The sequence below is a fragment of the Nonomuraea sp. NPDC051941 genome, assembly GCF_044593615.1.
Genome location: NZ_JBIUCF010000004.1, coordinates 291,137 through 309,149 on the forward strand (window position 1 = coordinate 291,137; position 18,013 = coordinate 309,149).

At 71.6% G+C, this 18,013-nt stretch carries 9 protein-coding genes; 5 read left to right on the forward strand and 4 right to left on the reverse strand.

The features are described 5' to 3' along the window. Window positions 1–284 precede the first annotated feature (284 nt). Window positions 285–869, forward strand: coding sequence for a hypothetical protein (locus tag ACIHFD_RS10545; RefSeq protein ID WP_397366540.1), 585 nt, complete (start codon window positions 285–287; stop codon window positions 867–869). A 164-nt stretch (window positions 870–1,033) separates the two neighbouring features. Further along, complete coding sequence (locus ACIHFD_RS10550) at window positions 1,034–1,828, forward strand: lysostaphin resistance A-like protein (RefSeq protein WP_397366541.1); 795 nt, start codon at window positions 1,034–1,036, stop codon at window positions 1,826–1,828. Here ACIHFD_RS10550 and ACIHFD_RS10555 read toward each other — a convergent pair. Then, window positions 1,794–2,480, reverse strand: coding sequence for a response regulator transcription factor (locus tag ACIHFD_RS10555; RefSeq protein ID WP_397366542.1), 687 nt, complete (start codon window positions 2,478–2,480; stop codon window positions 1,794–1,796). The genes ACIHFD_RS10550 and ACIHFD_RS10555 overlap by 35 nt on opposite strands. Then, a complete protein-coding gene (locus tag ACIHFD_RS10560; protein ID WP_397366543.1) occupies window positions 2,477–3,754 on the reverse strand; it encodes a sensor histidine kinase in 1,278 nt (425 codons plus the stop codon). The genes ACIHFD_RS10555 and ACIHFD_RS10560 overlap by 4 nt, the downstream gene beginning before the upstream one ends. A gap of 93 nt (window positions 3,755–3,847) precedes the next feature. On the opposite strand from ACIHFD_RS10560, the gene ACIHFD_RS10565 reads away from it, so the two are divergent. Next, window positions 3,848–4,438, forward strand: a complete 591-nt coding sequence (locus ACIHFD_RS10565) for a DinB family protein (RefSeq protein ID WP_363971542.1) — start codon at window positions 3,848–3,850, stop codon at window positions 4,436–4,438. Window positions 4,439–4,504: 66 nt separating this feature from the next. Next, a complete protein-coding gene (locus tag ACIHFD_RS10570) occupies window positions 4,505–5,194 on the forward strand; it encodes a DUF899 domain-containing protein (RefSeq protein ID WP_397366544.1) in 690 nt (229 codons plus the stop codon). Here ACIHFD_RS10570 and ACIHFD_RS10575 read toward each other — a convergent pair. Next, window positions 5,191–5,547 (reverse strand): hypothetical protein, encoded by a 357-nt coding sequence (locus ACIHFD_RS10575; RefSeq protein ID WP_350727313.1) that lies wholly within the window; start codon window positions 5,545–5,547, stop codon window positions 5,191–5,193. The genes ACIHFD_RS10570 and ACIHFD_RS10575 overlap by 4 nt on opposite strands. Window positions 5,548–5,553: 6 nt before the next feature. Beyond that, window positions 5,554–15,159, reverse strand: coding sequence for a LamG-like jellyroll fold domain-containing protein (locus tag ACIHFD_RS10580; RefSeq protein ID WP_397366545.1), 9,606 nt, complete (start codon window positions 15,157–15,159; stop codon window positions 5,554–5,556). Window positions 15,160–15,319: 160 nt separating this feature from the next. Between ACIHFD_RS10580 and ACIHFD_RS10585 the strand changes: the two genes are divergently transcribed. Next, window positions 15,320–18,010, forward strand: coding sequence for a LuxR C-terminal-related transcriptional regulator (locus ACIHFD_RS10585; protein WP_397366546.1), 2,691 nt, complete (start codon window positions 15,320–15,322; stop codon window positions 18,008–18,010). The last annotated feature ends 3 nt before the right edge of the window (window positions 18,011–18,013 follow it).

The window sequence follows — 18,013 nt, forward strand, 5'->3', positions numbered from 1 at the left end:
TCGCCGGGACGACTCCGCCGTCATCGCGGCGTCCCTGGACGTACCGGAGACCAGCGAGGGCTGGAACACCGCGGTCACCGGGCCGTCGTTCCTGCTGCCGGGCGGCAGCCGTACCGGCGACAGCCTCCTGTTCTCGGGGGCGGGGCTGTGCGCCGACGGAGGTGAGGGGCGTTCGGGCTCCGACGGCGCCGCGACCGGCACCGCCACTCTCGCCAGGGCCGGGAAGGTGCTGGCCACGGCCGACCTCACCCGGCTGCTCCGTCTACGAGTCGCACAAGTGCCGATTGCACGCCGACCTGCCCGACGGGCGCGGGACGTACAGTCTGACCGCTTCCCTGCGCAGGCAGGTTCCGTACTCGGCGTTGTCGACCGGCGTGGAGTCCGTGTGGACGTTCCGGTCCGGCACCACGCCCGAGGAGCAGCCCCTGCCGCTGATGGCCGTCCGCTACAGTCCCGAGGGCCTCGACGACTCGAACCGCGCCGAACCGGGCAGCGTGACCCGTCTGCCCCTGCGGATCGAGCGCAACCCCGGCTCGACGAAGGCGAAGGCGACCTCGGTCCGGCTGAAGATGTCCGAGCTCTACTCTCACAGCAGGATCGCGGTGGAGACGGGGCTGCCGGACGGCGTCGTCGCGGGGCTGGTCGCCGGGCAACGGCCCCCGGAGCTGACGCGGGAGGAGTCGGTCGCGCACGATGTGGCGGCTCGCCTCAACGCCGGCGCGCCGCTTCCGGGAGCGCTCTACCGCTCCGCGGTCAGCGCCTTCGGCGAGTCCGGCACGGCGGAACTCGTCTTCCTGATCGCGCAGTACGCCGCCATCTCGATGGTGCTCAACGCCTATGACGTCCCGCTGCCACCGGACGCGGAGTGACACCGGGCGTCGTCGAGTGAGCGCCGGCTTCCTGGACCAGCGGTCTAGTCCCGCGGGCGGAAGGGGCAGGTCAGCGGCGGCCGAAATTCGGATCGCCGGTGGATGGCGGCGGCGACGCGTTCGAGAACACTGGCCAGGCCGATTCCCCGAAAGAAGGTCTGCCTGTGTTCGAACGGCTCTCTGATCGCGCCACGTCGATCGTCTTCATCGTCCTCGTGCTCACGATCTCGCTGGGCACCGCCGGCATCGCCGGAGGGCTCGTCCTCGCCCTCTCGCCGCTGCTCGTCGTGATGGCCATGCTGCTCGTCATCACCCGAGAGGGGTATTCCAGGGACGGGTGGCGCCGACTCGGTATGGGACGGCTCGGCCTGCGGACCTGGCCGCTCGCGCTCGCCACCACCGCCGGCGTCTGCCTGCTCGCCACCGCGGGTGCGGTCGCGCTCGGCTTCGGCCGGTTCACCGCGCCGCAGGGCGACTGGCTTCAGTCGGTGATCGCCGTGTCCGTCACCGGGCCGATCCTGTCGTTCGCGGAGGAGATCGGCTGGCGGGGCTACCTGCAGCCGCGGCTCGCGTTCCTGGGCGAGCGCTCGGCGATGCTCGTGGTCGGGCTGGTCTGGATCGCCTGGCACCTGCCGTACATCCTGTTCACGCCGTACTACCACAGCGAAGGAGACCGAAGCCTGGTGCTCCTGCTGTTCGGCGGCTCGGTGATCGCGTTCTCGTTCCTCTTCGGGTATCTGCGCGTCATGTCCGGCAGCGTGTGGCCGGTCGTGCTGGCCCACTTCGCACACAACGCCACCTTCGCCCTGTTGCTGGAGCACGCGATCTCGACCGAGCAGCCCGTGGTGGTGCGCGAGTACCTGGCCGGTGACACCGGGCTGTTCGTGCTCGCCGGCACGGCGGTCTGCGCCCTCGCGATCGGGATCAGCCGGTCAGCCCCTGTGTCTGCGCGAGGATGACCGCTTGCACACGGTCGCGTAGCTCGAGCTTGCGCAGCACCGAGCCGAGATGCGTCTTGACGGTCGACTCCGCCAGCTGAAGCCGCGCGGCGATCTCGGCGTTGGTGAGTCCCAGGCCGACGGAGGCGAGGATCTCGCGTTCGCGGGTGGTGAGACGCTCCAGTCTGGACGCGGCGGCGGGCGGGGGCTCGGCGGGTGTGGTCACGGGCGGTGCGAGGACGAACGAGTCGATCAGGCGACGTACGAGCCTCGGCGCGACCGGCGCCTCCCCGGCGGCGGCCGCCCGGATCGCCGCCAGCAGCTCCGCCGCGCCCGCGTCCTTGAGCAGGAACCCGGCCGCCCCGGCTCGAAGGGCGGCCAGGACGAGCTCATCGTCGTCGAACGTGGTCAGCATGACGACGTGTGGCGGGTCGGGTGTGGCCAGCAGCCGCCGGGTGGTCTCCACACCGTCGAGCCCTGGCATGCGGATGTCCATCAGGACGACGTCCGCACGGTGCTCCGGCCGCCGCAGCGCGTCCAGGGCCGTCTGCCCGTCGGCGGCCGATCCGACGACCCGCAGGTCCGGGGTGGCGTCGAGGATCATCTCGAACCCCGTCCGTACCAGCTCCTGGTCGTCCACGAGGAAGACGCGGACGAGGCGGCCGGGACTCATCGCTTGCCACTTCGCCCCGTGCCGCCCGGCGCGGCGGCAGAGCCCGCGGGTCGCGCGGAAGGCGGCAGAACGGCGACGGGGATCGCGGCATCGACCACGAACCCGCCGCCGGGGCGTGGACCTGCCTCCAGGGCCCCGCCCAGAGCGCGCAGGCGCTCCCGCATGCCGTCGAGGCCGTAGCCAGGCTTGGAGCCGTGGTCCGTGATCGCGTCGGCGACACCGACTCCGTCGTCCTCGACTCGTACCATGATCCCTCCCTGCGTCCTCGCGACCACCACATGCGCTGCCGCGTACGGGCCGGCGTGCTTCAACACGTTCGTCAGTGACTCCCGGACGACACGGAGCACAGCAAACCGTATCGCGGTGGGAACGTCGTCGAACGCGGCCGGCTCGGCTTCGACCTCCACGGCGAGTCCCGCCGCCCGTACCGAGTCGACGAGCTGCCGCAGCTCGGCAAGTCCCAGCCCGGCCCCGCGCAGTTCGTCCGGCCCGTCGGCGTCGGCCTCACGGAGAACCTCGATGACGCCACGCACCTCGGTGAGGGCCGACCGCGCGGTACGCCCGATGGTGGCGAAGACCCTTCCCGCGTCCCCGCGGTCCCAGGGGTGCGCGTGCTCGGCGGCGTACTCCGCGCCGTCGGCCTGCACGATCACGACGGTGAGAGAGTGGGCCACGATGTCGTGGATCTCCCGTGCCGCGGCGACACGTTGCTGCTGCACGACGAACCGTTCGCGGTGCAACCGGCTCTCCTCGAGCCGGGCACTCGCCTCACGCAGCGCACTCATGTTGGCCTGGCGGCCGCGGACGAGATTGCCGATGACCCAGACCAGCACCGACAGAATCCCCAGAACCGCCGCGTTCTTGAACACGTTGACCAGGTATTCCGGCGGCGTGCTCCATCGGAGACCGGCGAGCACGCTCCCGGCCAGCGCGGCACCGAGGGCGAGCAGGCGGATCGGCAGAGAGACGACGTGCGCGGCAACGGTGTAGACGACGACCGCTTGCGCGAGGTCGGCCGGCAACGGAATCGGCACCACCATGAGCTGGACGCCGAAGACCGCGGCCGACCAGAGGAGTACCGCGGCCGGGAAGCGTCGCCGCACGACGAGCGGGAGAATGGCCGCCGTCGCGACGAGGAAGGCGGGCAGCCCCGCAAGAGCGCTCGGCAGGCCGGAAACCAGCCACATCAAACCGGTCAGTGCCAGATCCAGCCGCCTGGGGTGCTCGCGTGACCACTGGTCGATGCGTGCGGCGAGGAAAGTCCGCTGTCTCAAAGGGCTCCCGATCCTTCGTGACCGTCCCGCCGAAGCGGCCGCCCCAGGATAGAGGCCCGGCCGCCGGCGCGGACACCTGGCACAATGCCCGACATGCAGACATCGGACCCGAAAGCGGACCTCCATCACTATCTCAAGACCGTCCGCGCGTCCCTCCTGTGGAAGCTCGACGGCCTCTCCGAGTACGACGTCCGCCGCCCCCTGACTCCGACCGGCACCAATCTCCTCGGTCTGGTCAAGCACCTGGCCGGCGTCGAGCTCGGCTATTTCGGCGACACCTTCGGCCGCCCGTCCGGCGAGCCGCTGCCCTGGCTCGAGCAGGACGCCGAGGCGAACGCGGACATGTGGGCGACGCCCGACGAGTCCCGCGAGCAGATCATCGCCCTCTACCGTCGCGCCTGGGCCCACGCGGACGCCACGATCGAGGAGCTGCCCCTGGACGCGACCGGTGAGGTCGCCTGGTGGCCGGCCGAGCGCAACCCCGTCTCCCTGCACCGCGTCCTCGTCCACGTGCTCGCCGAGACCAACCGCCACGCCGGTCACGCCGACATCGTCCGCGAGCTGATCGACGGCGCCGTCGGCCGCCAGGACAACGACCTCCTGCCGGGCGCCGACGAGACGTGGTGGACGGACTACCGCGAACGCCTCGAACAGGCTGCCCAAAAGCAGGCCGGCCACCGATGAGTTTGACGGCCGGGCCAGGTCTCTACCGATGCACCTGCAAACTCCGCACGTGATCAGTGAGGGACCATGAGCACGAACGCACTACCGCCCGTCGTCGACGCCGACACCTGGCAGCGTCAGCTCGAAGCACTGCGTGCCCGGGAGAAGGCCGCGACCCGGGAACTCGACGCCGTCGCCGCCCAGCGCCGCCGCCTGCCGATGGTGAGGATGCCGGACTACACCCTCGAGGGCGAGGACGGACCGGTTCGGCTGGCGGACGTCTTCGAAGGCAAGAGGCAGCTGATCGTCTACAACCACATGTGGTTCCCGGGCAAGGAGTGGCAGTGCCCGGGCTGCACGGGGTTCACCTCGCAGTTCACCCGGCTGGAGTTCCTGGACAGCTACGATGCCCGCTTCGTCGTCGTCACTCAGGGCCCGATCGACGAGGCGCTCGCCTACAAGCGGCGGGTCGGGAACACGATGACCTGGTACTCCACCGCGAACAGCCCGTTCGGCGCCGACGTCGGCGCACCGCCCGGAGAAGGCTTCGCCGTCAACGTGTTCCTGCGCGACGACGACACCGTCTATCGCACCTGGCACACCAACGGCCGGGGCACCGAGCAGCTCACCCACACCTTCGCGCTGATCGACCTGCTGCCGTACGGGCGGCAGGAGGTGTGGCAGGACTCGCCCGACGGCTGGCCGCAGTCGCCCACCTACAGCCGGTGGTCCACCTCCGAGGATCTGGCCGCGCTCTACGGCCCGGACACCGCCTAGGCCGCAGGGGGGACGAGCTCGTAGTCCGGGATCGTGGCTTTCAGCCGCTGGTACGCCTGCTCGTCCGCCTCCCCCGCGGCCGCCTCGGGGATCTCGACGCTTCCGAGGTAAGGCCCCTTCAGGCAGTGGTCGCACCAGAAGTGGGCCTCACCGACGAGCAGGTGAGGGATCCGAAGCCGGTACACCAGGCGGAGACAGGCCCGTCCGCAGTTCGGGCAAGGCCCGGAGATCGGTCCGGGTAGCTCGTCACGGGCCTGCTCGTAGGCGTGCAGCCAGCTCTCCCATCGGAGCGCCTGGTCATGGGTGTTCGGCAACGGGTCCGCCTCGGTGCTGTCCTCTGCGTACACGTCCATATTCCGTCACTGGTTACGTGGATGGTTGGCCCACCACTCGTCCTCGAAGGCGTAGGCCCGGTCCTCATACGGTCCAGCTTCTTCCTTGGACCTCGGATAGACGCCGCCCTGGCGCAGGTCCTCCACGTGGTACCGCTCGTGGGCGAGGGTGCGGGCCAGCAGTTCCTCGCTGCGGAAGGCCGCTCGCCGGAGCAGGACCGTCTGGTCGGGATAGGTCACCCCGGCCAGCCCGTCCATCCTCTTGTCGATCTTGATGGTCAGGTCGTCGATCCGGATGTCCCAGTCCTGGGCCACCCGCCGGACCGTGTCCATGTTCATCGGGAGCCTGGCGGCCCAGCGCGGCCGGTCGCCGGCGCGTGCCAGCACGAAGGGGTCGTCGTCGGCGAGCGGCCCGCGCGCCCCCGTGCCGGATCCGTCGCCGGCGCTCGCGGTCCCGAGCGGCCCGGGTGTGGAGAGGCAGGAGGAGCCGGCGCCCGTCACGCCGCGGCAGGGGTCCAGCCGCACCGACGGGTCCTGCGGGACGCCCGGGCCCGGATCGACGCGGCAGTCCTGCATCGCGTCCGCGCCGAACACCCCCGAGCACTGGCCGACGACGTGCGGGGCCGGGGCGAACCCGCCGTTGGGCTGCCCGTCGCCCGCCCCTGCCTCGGTCGGCGTGAAGGCCACGCCGACCTTGTCCAGGATCTTGTCGATGGCGTTGTCGACCCTGTGCGTGAGTCCCTTGTCGAGCGCGTCGGCCAGCGAGGTGCCCGCCGGACCGGGCAGCCGGTCGTGGTCGATGGGACCCGGCCTGGTCGCGCGCGTCTTCGCGGCGATGTCGGCGAGCTCCTGGGGCGTGGGCGGCGGAGGCGGTGGCGGAGGATCCGTCTTGGGTGTCTTGTGCGGCCCCTTCCCGCCCGTGCCGGGGGTGTCCTCGCCCGGGCCGCCGCCGGTCTTGCCCTTGCCCGGCGAGCTGCCGCCGTCCGGATACTCGATGTACGGCCCGCTGCCGTCCGGCCAGCCCTTCCACCAGTTGTTCTTCCACCACTTGCCCGCGAAGTAGCCCAGGCCCGCGCCGACGCCGACCGCCGCGAGGCAGTAGAGCCAGACCGGACCGCAGACCCGTGAGCCGCGCGCGGCCGCGCCGACCTCCCCGCCGCCGACGAGGATGTAGTCGGCCGCGTTCCAGATCGGCCTGGCGATGTCCACCTTGACGACCTTGATCACTTCTTTGGCGGTGCCGCACACGAAGGCGGGGCAGCCGAAGTGGCCGGTCGGGTCCACCCGGTTGAGCGGGTCGCCGTCCGCGTAGGTGAAGCGGTTGCCCTTCATCGACGGCACCGGATCCACCTCGAGCGTGTCCCTGCTGGGGAACGCGCCCGTGCCGGGGTCGTACCAGCGGGCGGCCATGTTGACCTTGCCGCTGGCCGGGTCGGTCCAGCCGCCCTGGTAGCCGACGCCCCGCTTGGTGCCCGAGCTGGCGACGACCTTCCCGTACGGGTCGTAGGCCACCGAATCGGTCAGCGCGCCCGCGCCGGTGAAGGTGGCGGTGAGGTCGCCGTGCCGGTCGGTGTAGGCGTACAGGCCCGCGACGGAGACGAGGTCGCCCGCCGGGTCCCTGCCGTAGAGCTCGGCGCCCGCCGCGGCCGGGGTGTTGCCCAGCCCGGAGTAGCTGAACGCGACCCCCGCGGTGGACGCGAGCCGGTCCAGCCCGTCGTAGGCGTAGGTCGTGGCGCCGTCGCTGATCATCCGGTCGAACGCGTCGTAGCTCGTCGCGCTCGCGCTCCCGCCGGTCGGCGTCCTGGATCTGAGGGTGCCGCGCGCCGTGTAGGCGTAGCCGGCCGATCCGTCGGAGACCAGTTGGTTGCGCGCGTCGTAGACGGCGGCGGCCGGGCCGGCCTTGGTCCGGTTGCCCGCGTCGTCGTACTCGTAGGCGACCGAGTTCCACGAGGTCAGCCTGCCCGCCAGGTCGTAGCCGTAGGTGCTGGCCCCGGCACCCGCCGTACCGGTCGTGGTCTTGCTGGTGAGCCGGTCGGCGTCGTCGTAGCCGTAGCCGATGGCGGCCAGCGTCGCGCCCGCGGTGGTCTTGAGCGTGTCGGAGGTGGGCCGGTGCAGCGCGTCGTACTCGAAGGAGCGCTTGGCCCCGCCGTAGTCCACGCCCTTGAGCTGGTCCATCGAGTCGTAGGTGTAGGTCGCGGTCCCGCCGGTGAGCGGGTCGCGGACCGTGGCGAGGCGGCTGCCCGCGTCGTAGTCGTAGGCGGCGGTGCCCGCCTTGTCGGTGCGGGTCTTCATGCGGCCGTCGGCGTCGTAGGTGAAGGACGCCGTGCCGGACGGCCCCGCCGTGCTGACGAGATGATCGCGATCGTCGTAGCCGAAGGTGTCGCCCCCGGCCGAGGTCAGCCGGCTCACGGCGTCGTAGCCGAAGCTGTGGGCGGTCGTGGCGCTCTCGGCGCCCGCGCCGGTCTCCGCGGTGAGCCGGTCCAGCGCGTCGAAGGTGCGGGCGACGGTGACCCCGCCCGGCTTGGTGACCTGGAAGGGGCGGCCGGCCGCGTCGTAGTCGGTGATCGTCTGGCGCTGGGCGGGCGTGGTGTACGCCGTGGTCGCCGGGACGAGCATCGCCGTCTGGAGGTTCCACGGGTTGTAGGCGTACGAGGTCGCGTTGCCGTTGCCGTCGGTGAAGCGGGTCCGGTTGCCCACCGCGTCGTAGCCGAAGGTCGTGGTGACGGTGTGCGTGGACGTGGTCTTCTCGTGCTGGCCGGTCATCCGGTTCAGCGCGTCGTAGTCGTAGGTGGCGACCCCGCCGCCGGGTCGGTTGACGGTGACCGGGTTGCCCCCCGCGTCGTAGCCGATCGTCATCGACCGCAGCTGGCCGCCCGACGCGTCGAGATCGGCCATCGCGGTCGCCCGGCCGGCGCCGTCGTACGCGAGGGTGCTGCCGGTGCCGTCCGGGTTGACGACCTTGGTCACCCGGCCGGCGTGGTCGCGGGTGTACCAGCGGGCCTGGTTCAGCGGGTTGACGTCGACCACGACCTCGCCCGCCGCGTTGTAGCCGAACTGGCTGCGCGCGCCCGACGGCGTGTTGACGTAGGTCAGGTTGCCCGCGTCGTCGTACTCGTAGGTCGTGGTGTACCCGGCCGCGGCCGGTGTGCGTTCGACGGCGGTGGTGGAGATCCGGCGGCCGAGGTCGTCGTACGTCGCCCCGGTCACCCGGCCCGCCTGGTCGCGCGTCCAGAGCCATTCGCCGGCCGCGTCGAAGCCCGACCGCGACCGGTTGCCCGCCGCGTCCGTGGTGGCGACCACGTTGCCCAGCTGGTTGTAGGTGTAGGTGTCGCCGTGGCCGAGCGCGTCCACGACGCTCGTCATGCGGCCCAGCGCGTCGTACGTCCTGGTGGTGCTCCCGGTCACCGTGGCTCCGGCGCCGAGCTGCGTGTAGGCGGGCAGGGTGAGGACGAGCGGCCGGCTCATGGCGTCGTAGGTGATCGTGGTCCGGTAGCCCTCGGCGTCCTCGCTCGTCACGACGTCGCCGAAGCTGTTGAAGCCGGTCCGCGTCGTCGGCCTGACGTTGTACGGCGCGCCGCCGAAGTGCTCGATGGCCACCGTCGGCGCCTTGGTCGTGGTGAGCCGGCCCGCCTCGTCATAGGTGTAGTCGGTCACCGCGCCGCGCGGGTCGGTCATCGTCCGCGGCAGGCCCCGCTGGTCCCTGGTCCAGGCGGTCGTGAGCCATTTGTCGCCGTCCCAGACCTTCTGGGAGAGGGGCCGGCCCAGCGCGTCGAGGTCGTACGTGGTCCAGGTGTAGGCGCTGTTCTGGGCCTGGACCAGGGTGATCAGGTGATCGTCGTCGTCGTAGCCGTACGTGGTCTTGCGCTTGATGCCGGTGGGGTCCAGCAGGGCCTCGGTGGTGCGGTTGGCGGCGTCCACGGTGTACGCGGTCGTGCTCTTGCCGTTGCCGGTGATCCGCTGGATGAGGTTGCCCGCGCTGTCGTAGGTGTTCTGCTGGAGCGGGATGTCCCGGGTGGACCCGTCGGCGTTGCGGAAGCCCTCGGCCCAGACCGATTCGAGCAGGTTGTCGTCGAAGTAGCGGTAGCGGGTGGTACGGCCCATGGCGTCGGTGACCGTGGCCAGGCGCCCCGCCGGGTCGTAGGCGCGGGATTCGAGGACGAGCTCCTTGGGGGCGTCGTTGTCCAGCGGGTCACCCACCCAGTTGGCGATGCTGGTGGTCAGCAGCAGGCCGGTCGGCCCGTAGGTGCGCCGGTGGTCGGCGCCGGTGGCGTCCACGGTGCTGGTGAGGTTGCCGTAGGAGTCATAGCCGTAGGTGGTGGTCTTGCCCGCGGCGTCCTTGACGGACGAGACGCGGGCCGCGGAGTCGTAGGTGTAGTTCGTGGTGCGGGCGGCGTCCTTGCCGGTGGGGTCCGTCTGCTCGACCTTGGAGACGTTGCCGTCGACGTCGTAGGTGTAGATGACCCACGGCAGGTGCTTGACGCCGCTGATCGCGTCCGTGGTCGCGGGGCCGACGGTGGCGGTGAGGTGGTTGAGCGCGTCGTACCCCATCGAGGTGACGACGCCGTTCGGGAACGTGTCGGAGACCTCGGTCACGGCGGTGGGCCGGCCGGCGCCGTCGTAGTCGTACTTCGTGGTGAGCCCGGCCGGGTCCACCACCTGGGCGAGGTCGCCGTTCTGGCGGTAGCCGTAGCGGGTGGCCTTGCCGCCGGGGGTGGTCACGGAGGCGAGCAGCCCGTCCGGGGTGGTGCCGCCGTCGACGGCGGCCTCGCTGCCGTCGGTGTAGGCGTATTTCGTGGTCCGGCCGGCGGATCCGCTCACGGGAGGCGTGGTGACGCTGAGCAGGTCGCCCGAGATGTCGTAGGTGTAGCTGGTGCGGTGCGCCGGGTCGTTCCCGGCGCCAGCCCGGGCGTCGTACGCGCCGGTGAGCTTGTCGTTGCGGGGGTCCAGCGGGTCGCCGGAGTCCAGATAGTAGGTGAAGTAGGAGGTCTGGCAGGAGCGCGGGCCCCGGCAGGTCACCTTCATGACCGGGTTGCCCCGGTCGTCGTTGAACAGCTGGGTGGTGTGCCCGTCCGGGTCGGTCACCGAGGCCAGGTTGCCGTTGAGGTCGTAGCCGTACCGCGTGGTGCCGCCCGAGGCGTCGTACAGCGAGGTCGGGCGGCCGCCGTGCCGGGGGTCGAAGCTGTAGACCATCGGCTTGTCGCCCGGATCGGCGGCGAGGACCGTGGTGGCGGGGATGCCGAACGTCGCGACGTCCTGGTAGTGCGCCTCGATCGCGTCCGTGCTCAGGCTGCTCCAGTAGATCGCCACCTCGTCGATGGTGCCGGTGAAGTGGCCCAGGGTGTCCGAGGGCTTGGCGGGCCAGTTGCCGGCGATGAAGCCGGCGCCGACGTAGACGTGGTTCTGCGCGACCGTGGACACCGGCCCCTTGGACCTGGTCCCGACCACGGCGCCGTCCAGCCAGAGCCACTGGGTGCCGCCGGAGGCCGTCAGCACGACGTGGTGCCAGCTCGCGTCGGTCACGCTCTTGCTCGTGGTGATCGGCGCGACCGCGGCACCGTCCCAGAACTGGCCGCGCAGCTTGCCGTCCGTCCCGACGTACAGCGCGGGCGTGTAGTTCGCCTGCGGCCCGGCCGGGTCGGTGATGGCCTGGGCCTGGTAGGCGAGCAGGACGCCGGGCTTGGCGGTCTTGAACCACAGCTCGGCCGACAGATCCCCGCCACCCTTGATCTCCCCGTCGGGGAGCTCCAGGTAGGAGGTGGTGCCGTTGAACCCGGCGGCCGTGTCGCCACCGGTGGCCAGGAAGATGGGCGCGGTCTGGTTCAGGGAGACGTTGTGGTAGGTCGCGTCGGTGTCGCGCCCGTCGCCGTACGCCGCGCTGGCCGCCCGGGTGCCGGAGTACTCGGCCAGGCGGTAGTACTCGCGCGGCCGGGCGCCCAGGACCGCGCTCGGGTAGTACTCGGTGCTGGCCTGCGTCTGGGCGGGGTAGACCCGCCACTTCCCGCCGCCCGCGTCGGTCACCGAGGCGACGCGGTCGTTCTGGGCGTCGTACGCGAGCGTGGCCTGCAGCTTGCCCGAGGGCAGCTTGACCGTCTCCAGCACGCCCGTGTACTGCCCGGCCGCGTACTGGGCGGCGACCGACGTGGAACCGAGCGGGTGGGTGTAGAAGGAGGGGTCGTCGATCTGGCCGGTGAAGTGGCCGCGCGCGTCGGCGGGCGCGGCGGGGCACCAGCCCGAGGTGGTCGTGTAGCCGGCCCCGACGCTGGCGTACGGCAGATGGGTGGCCTTGATCTGCTTGGTGCGGCTGGCCACCATCGACCCGTCCACGTACAGGCTCTGCCAGGTCCCGCTCGAGGTCAGCACCACGTGGTGCCAGGCGCCGTCGTTCACCGCCGCGGTCGACGCCATCGATCCGCAGCTGCCGTCGTCGGCCATCTGGCCGTGCAGCTTCCCGTCGGTCCCGACGTAGAGCATCGGCAGGAAGCCCCAGGGCAGCGGGCCCCGGGAGTCCTCCAGCGTGTTCAGCTGCGCGCCGTACAGCACGCCGGCCTTGGTGGTCTTGAACCACATGCCGACCGCCGCGTAGGTGGTCTCGTCGGTGACGCTGTACGGCATGCGCAGGTACGAGCTCGTACCGTTGAACGTCGCCGAGCCATCCGTGGTCCCGGCCGGGGCGCCCGCCGCGCCGTAGGAGAGGTTGACCGCCTCCGCGTCGTCCTGGCCGACGAACAGCCGGGCCTCGTTGGACGCGCTCTGGTGCAGCCGGTAGTACATCGCGGGGGCGGCGTCCACGACGGCCGTGCGGTAGTGCGACACCATTTTGTAGGAGTATTTCGTGCAGGCCGTCGTCGTGCCCGGCGGGCAGACCTGGGCGAGCAGGCCGTAGCCGTAGCCGTAGGTCCACGCGGGCGCCCCCTGGGCGGGATCGGTGGCGACCGAGGTCACCACCCCGCTGTTCCAGGTGAAGTAGAGGCCGCGGCCGCTGACCTTGTTCACGACCTTGGCGAGGGTGCCGTCGCCGTTGTAGGTGAGGTACTCGGCGTGCTGGTCGTCGTCGTAGATCGCGGTCAACCGGCCGTTCGGGTCGAACACGTACGCGCCGCCGGACTTGTCGCGGAGGAACCAGGCCAGATCGGTCTTCACCAGGCTCACCGACCGGCCCTCGGGCGGCGCGTACGTCCCGTCGGGGTTGCGGCCGAAGCGCGCCTGCCGCCCGTCGGGGTAGGTGACCACGACGTTGCCGGTGAAGTCGTTGTCGGTGACGATCTTCATGTCGTAGGCCGTGGTCCAGCCCACGCCGAACATCCCCGTGCGCGAGTTCAGGCTGCTGTACGAGCGGGTGACCGCCAGCGCGGGGCCGGCGGTGGTGAGGCTCGCGTCCGTGGTGGTGGCCGCGTACTGGCCGGTCAGCGGGTCGATGCCCTTGACGGCGGCCGTGCCCGCGCTGTCGGAGACGTGTGAGGAGACCAGCGGCTGCGGCACGACCGTGCGGAACGTGCTCCACCCGGACGCCGGGCTGGAGTCCTTGCCGTCGGTGACCAGGACGCGCCACATGTACTGCTCGCCCCACTTGAGCTTGCCCTGCGGCACCGCCCAGCTCGCGGTCTGGGCACCGGTGTTGGAGTCGCCCGTGACCAGACCGGCCGCGGGGCACGTGTCGGGGTCGGAGACCAGGCAGACGTTGAAGATGAAGTTCAGCTCCCCGCCGGGCCACTCGTCCCCGTCATGGCCGGAGGCCGTGAACTCCGGCGTCAGCGTGGACTCCACGTACCCGCTGCCCGGCCACATCGAGTCGATCTGGGGCGGCAGGTTGAGCACGGTCAGGCTCACGCACCAGACGGGTACGCCCCAGTCGGAGAAGAACTGCCCGTTCGTCACCATGTCCCAGCAGATCTGGTACGAGCCCGGGTTGAGCGGGTCGATCGTGGCGCTCACCTTCGCCGAGCCGTTGTTGCCGATCGTGGAGGGCAGCGCGGCGGCCGCGGTGGAGCTGCCCACGAAGGTGCCGCCGGTGGTGTAGACCTTGTAGCCCAGCTTGACCGTGCCGGGGGACCAGGAGTTCATCCCGTTGTTGATCACCGTGACGGGGAGCCGGCCGGCGCTGTTGGCGGTCACCGGCGGGTCGATCGTGGCGCCGGAGTCGATCGCGTACAGCGCTCGCCAGGGGCTGTAGTCCACCTGGAGGTACGGCGGGTTGGCCGAGTTGGCGCTGGCGAACTCCTTGAAGCTGTCGGCGGTCAGCGCCAGGCCGTTGTTGCCCGCGCCGTTGGCCCAGTCCGACAGGGCGGACAGGCCCGCGCTGTTGATCCCGATCCACGCCCAGGCGGCGCCGCCGCAGGTGACGCCGCCGGTGAAGCTGGCCGAGCCCCAGGTGTCGCCGAGGGTCACGCCGGGATAGGAGGCGATCGTGCCGACGTTCCAGCTGCTGGTGATGGCCTTCACCGTGACGGGGTTGGCCGAGCAGGAGTTCGACAGGGTGTTGTAGAGGAAGAGCGCGGCGCCGGTCACGTAGGCGTGGGGGATCTGGGAGGCGAGGCTGAAGTTGATGTAGGCGTTGTTGCGCTTGGTGCCGTCCTGGGAGCCGACCAGGAGCTGGTCGCTGCCGGAGTGGTTCGCGCCGGAGTGGTTGTCGACGTACGTGTCGGAGGCGGCGCCGCTGGTGGTGCGCACGTACGAGGAGGGGTCGACGACCACCGGGAACGCGCGGTCCTTGTCGCGCAGCCACTTCTGGTCGGCGCTGACGCGTAGGACGTCGCCGACGAGGGTGTAGCGGACCGCGTCGGAGCGGGCGCCCTTGGCGTCGAGCATGAATCCGGCGGGGACGGTGATGCGGACGGCGCCCCGCTCGTCCACGAACTCCACGCCCTGCGACGAGCTTCGCGCCGTCAAGCCCTTGGCCTGGAAGGGGAAGTCCCAGGGGCCGGTCGCGGCCTGGCGCGAGGTCAGGACCAGCGACTCCTTGATACCGTTCCAGGTCGCCTCGACCTCGATGTCCGTCTCAGGCAGCACTCCACGATATTTCGCGATATTTCGCGAAATAGTGGCCTTGGTGCTTTTTGCGCCTTGGAGGGCGAAGGACAGGCTGTGCTCCGCGTCCAGGGTGAGCGATTGGAGCCTGGGGTCGGCGGCGTCGTCGGCCACCTCGACCCCGACGTCGTTGGCCGCCTGCCGCCAGCGCCCGTCCGCGCCGGTCAGGTTGACGTCGATGTCCGCCCACTCCCCCGTGGCCGTGCGATAACGCACTGGCCTGGAGTACGTGCGCACGGTGTAGGTGTGGTCGGGGTTCTGGAAGACCTTCGACGTCGCGTCTCCCAGCGTGGGCACCGCCTTGCTCTGCTCGGCGACGAACCCGTGGGCTTCCCTCTTGCCCGGTTTGCCGGTCGCCTTGCCCACCCGCTGCGGGGTGTTCGACAGCCGGGAGACAGGCTCGGGCGGCTTCGGGGCCTCCCGCGGCACGGTCCCCTTGGGCGGCTTGGCGGTGGCCCGCTCCGGCAGCTCGGTCTTCGCCCGGGTCGCCTCCGCCGTCGCCTGGTGGGCGCGGTTCGCCGCCGAGCCCAGCAACTGCTCGGGGAGCGTGGGCTCCTCGGGAGCCGCGTAGGCTGCCTGACCTGCTACGCCGATGACAAGAGTGGTCACCGTCAGTGCAGCGCAAAGACGGGTGGCCCAACGGTTCCTCACGGCGGCGACCGTAATCGCGGCCCGTCCGTCCCACATCAGTACGGATGACGTGGATCAAGCACGTCTGAATGTTCCCGGTTAGGTATGAGATCCACTACGAGTCCGGTACTCTCGCCTCGTGCTGCACGGGCGCATCGCGGAGCAGGCCGGAATCACGCGACTTCTCGCTGGTGAGAGCGGCGCCTTGATGGTCCGCGGGGAAGCCGGGGCGGGCAAGAGCGCGTTGCTCGACTTCGCGGCCGAGATCGCTGGTGATCAAATCGTGCTGCGCGCCTCCGGCACGCCCGAGGAGTCCCACCTTCCGTACGGCGGCCTGCACATGCTGCTGGCGACCACCCGCCCGCACTGGAAACACCTGCCCGCCGGGCAACGCGACCTCCTCGACCGCCTGGGCGAGCCGGAGCCCCTGGAACAGGTTCCCGGCGAACCCGCCTGGCCGCGCTCGCCGTACCTGCCGGTCTGGAACCTCCTGCGCCACCTGGCGGGACGGCGGCCCGTGCTCTGCCTGATCGACGACGCGCACTGGCTGGACCGGGAGAGCCTGGCGGTCCTGTCCTTCTGCGTCCGCCGCCTCGCCGCCGCGCGCGTGGTGATCCTGGTGGCCGCCGAGGGCGAGCTGCCCGCGCTGCGGGAGATCGACGAGCTGGACCTGCGGGGTGTCGACAGGCAGGCGGCGCTGGACATCGTCGCCGAGTGCCGGCCGGGCATCGTCCCGCAGGTGCGTGAGCGGATCGTCGCGGATGCTCGCGGCAATCCGCTGGCCCTGCGCGAGCTGGCCGCGGGGATCGGCCCCGCGCAGGTCGAGGGCAGGCTGTCGCCGCTGGGCCTCCACACCGGCTGGCCCGGACGTTCGCGGCGGGCCGACCAGCTGTACGGCGAGCGCTTACGCGCGCTGCCCGACCGGACCCGCTCACTCCTCCTGCTGGCCGCCGCCGACCCCGCGGCCTCCCTCTCCGAGCTCCTCGCCGCCGCCCGAGCGACCCCGGCCGATCTGGGGCCTGCCGAGACCGCCCAGCTGGTCGAGGTGCGGCCGACCGGGCTCACCCCTCGCCACCTGCTGATCCTGGTCGCCGCCTACCAGTCCGCGCCGGTCTCGGCCCGCATCGCCGCACACCGGGCCCTGGCCGAGGCGTCGCCCGAGCGGCGGGTCTGGCATCTCGCCGCCGCCGCGCTGGAGCCGGACGAGGAGATCGCGCGCGAGCTGGCGGCCATCGGGACGTCGTCGGCGCTGGAGCGCGCGGCCGAGCTGACCGCCGACCCCGAGTTACGCGCCCGGCACCATGCCGCCGCCGCCCTCGCCGCGTGCGACGCGGGGCACCTGCGCCGCGCGGCGGACCTGGCGACCCGCGCGTCCAAGCTGAGTACCGCACCCTCGACGCTGGCCTCGGCCGCCCGCGTGCTGGCCACCGTGGAGGCCGAGATCGGCTCGCCGGCCAAGGCCGCACGAATGCTGCTGGACTCGGTGGCCAGGATCGACGACGACGACCACGCGACGGCCATCGTCATGATCGCCGACGCGATCCGCCTGTTCGGCTACAGCGGCGACGAGGGGCTGGCCGGCCAGATCGCCGCCGCCGTCTGGGCGGCGCCGGCGGCTTCGCAGGTCGCGTGGCCGGAGACCCAGCCCACCTGGTCCGCTCCCCTGGCCCGGTCGCTCCCCCCGCTGGCGAAGATCATGGCGGGCGGCCCGTTCAGCGGCTTCGCCGCCATCGGCGAGCTGGTCGAGCACACGCCCGCCCTGGCCACCCAGCAGGCCATCACCGCCACCTCTTTGGGCCTGATGGCCGCCGACGCCGGCGCGGCGCTCCGCCTCACCTCCACGCTGGTGGCCGACTGCCGTCACCAGGACCTGATGGGGCTCCTGCCGTACGCGCTGCAGCTCCAGTCCCACGCGCTCCTGCTGAGCGGCCGCAACGCCGAAGCCCTCAGGCAGGCCACCGAGGGGCTGAAGCTCGCCGGCGACCTCGGCCAGACCCACCGGGTCGGCCACCTGAGCGGCGTGGTCGCGCTGATCGCCGCGATGAACGGCGACGAGAAGCGCTGCCGGGCCTACGCCGAGTCGAGCCTGGCCCACTGCGCCGACCACGACGCGCCGGCCAGCGCCGCGCTGGCCACCTGGGCGCTCGGCCTGCTGGAGCTGGGGCTGGGCCGGGCGGGCGCCGCTGTGAACCTCCTCGAGCGCGTGGTCATCGGCCCGGCGCACCACCCGGTGATCGCGGTCCGCTGCGCGGCCGACCTGGTCGACGCGGCGGTCCAGGCCGACCTGCCCGGCGCCGCCGTCGAGCCCCTCGCCCTGCTGGAGCAGTGGGCGAAGGACACGCGCCAGCGCTGGATAGGCGCGGTGGCGCTTCGGTGCCGGGCGCTGGTCGCGCCGGACGGCGAGGCGGAACCGCTCTTCGTCGGCGCGCTCGACCTGCACGGCCCGCCCCAGGCGTCCTTCCAGCGGGCCAGGACCGAGCTCGCCTACGGGCAGTGGCTCCGCCGTACCAGGCGCAGGTCTGAGGCCCGCTCCCACCTGCGGGCCGCGCATGCCGCGTTCGAGCAGCTGGGCGGGCTCCCCTGGGCGGAGCGCGCCGCGACCGAGCTGAGCGCGGCCGGGGAGCCGAGCCCGGCGGAGCCGCTGCCGGAAGCCCTGCGCGGGCTGACGCCGCAGGAGCGGCACGTGGTGTTCCTCGCCGCGCAGGGGGCGTCCAACCGGGAGATCGCCGCCCGGCTCTTCCTCAGCCCGCGGACCGTCGGCTACCACCTCTACCGCGCCTTCCCCAAGCTGGGCATCACCTCGCGGACCGAGCTGGCGAATCTGCTGTAGGGG

Bases quoted from the DNA above. Each gene is read 5' to 3' on its own strand.
- ACIHFD_RS10555 (WP_397366542.1), bottom strand. From the start codon at position 2,480: ATGAGTCCCGGCCGCCTCGTCCGCGTCTTCCTCGTGGACGACCAGGAG.
- ACIHFD_RS10565 (WP_363971542.1), top strand. From the start codon at position 3,848: ATGCAGACATCGGACCCGAAAGCGGACCTCCATCACTATCTCAAGACC.
- ACIHFD_RS10570 (WP_397366544.1), top strand. From the start codon at position 4,505: ATGAGCACGAACGCACTACCGCCCGTCGTCGACGCCGACACCTGGCAG.
- ACIHFD_RS10575 (WP_350727313.1), bottom strand. From the start codon at position 5,547: ATGGACGTGTACGCAGAGGACAGCACCGAGGCGGACCCGTTGCCGAAC.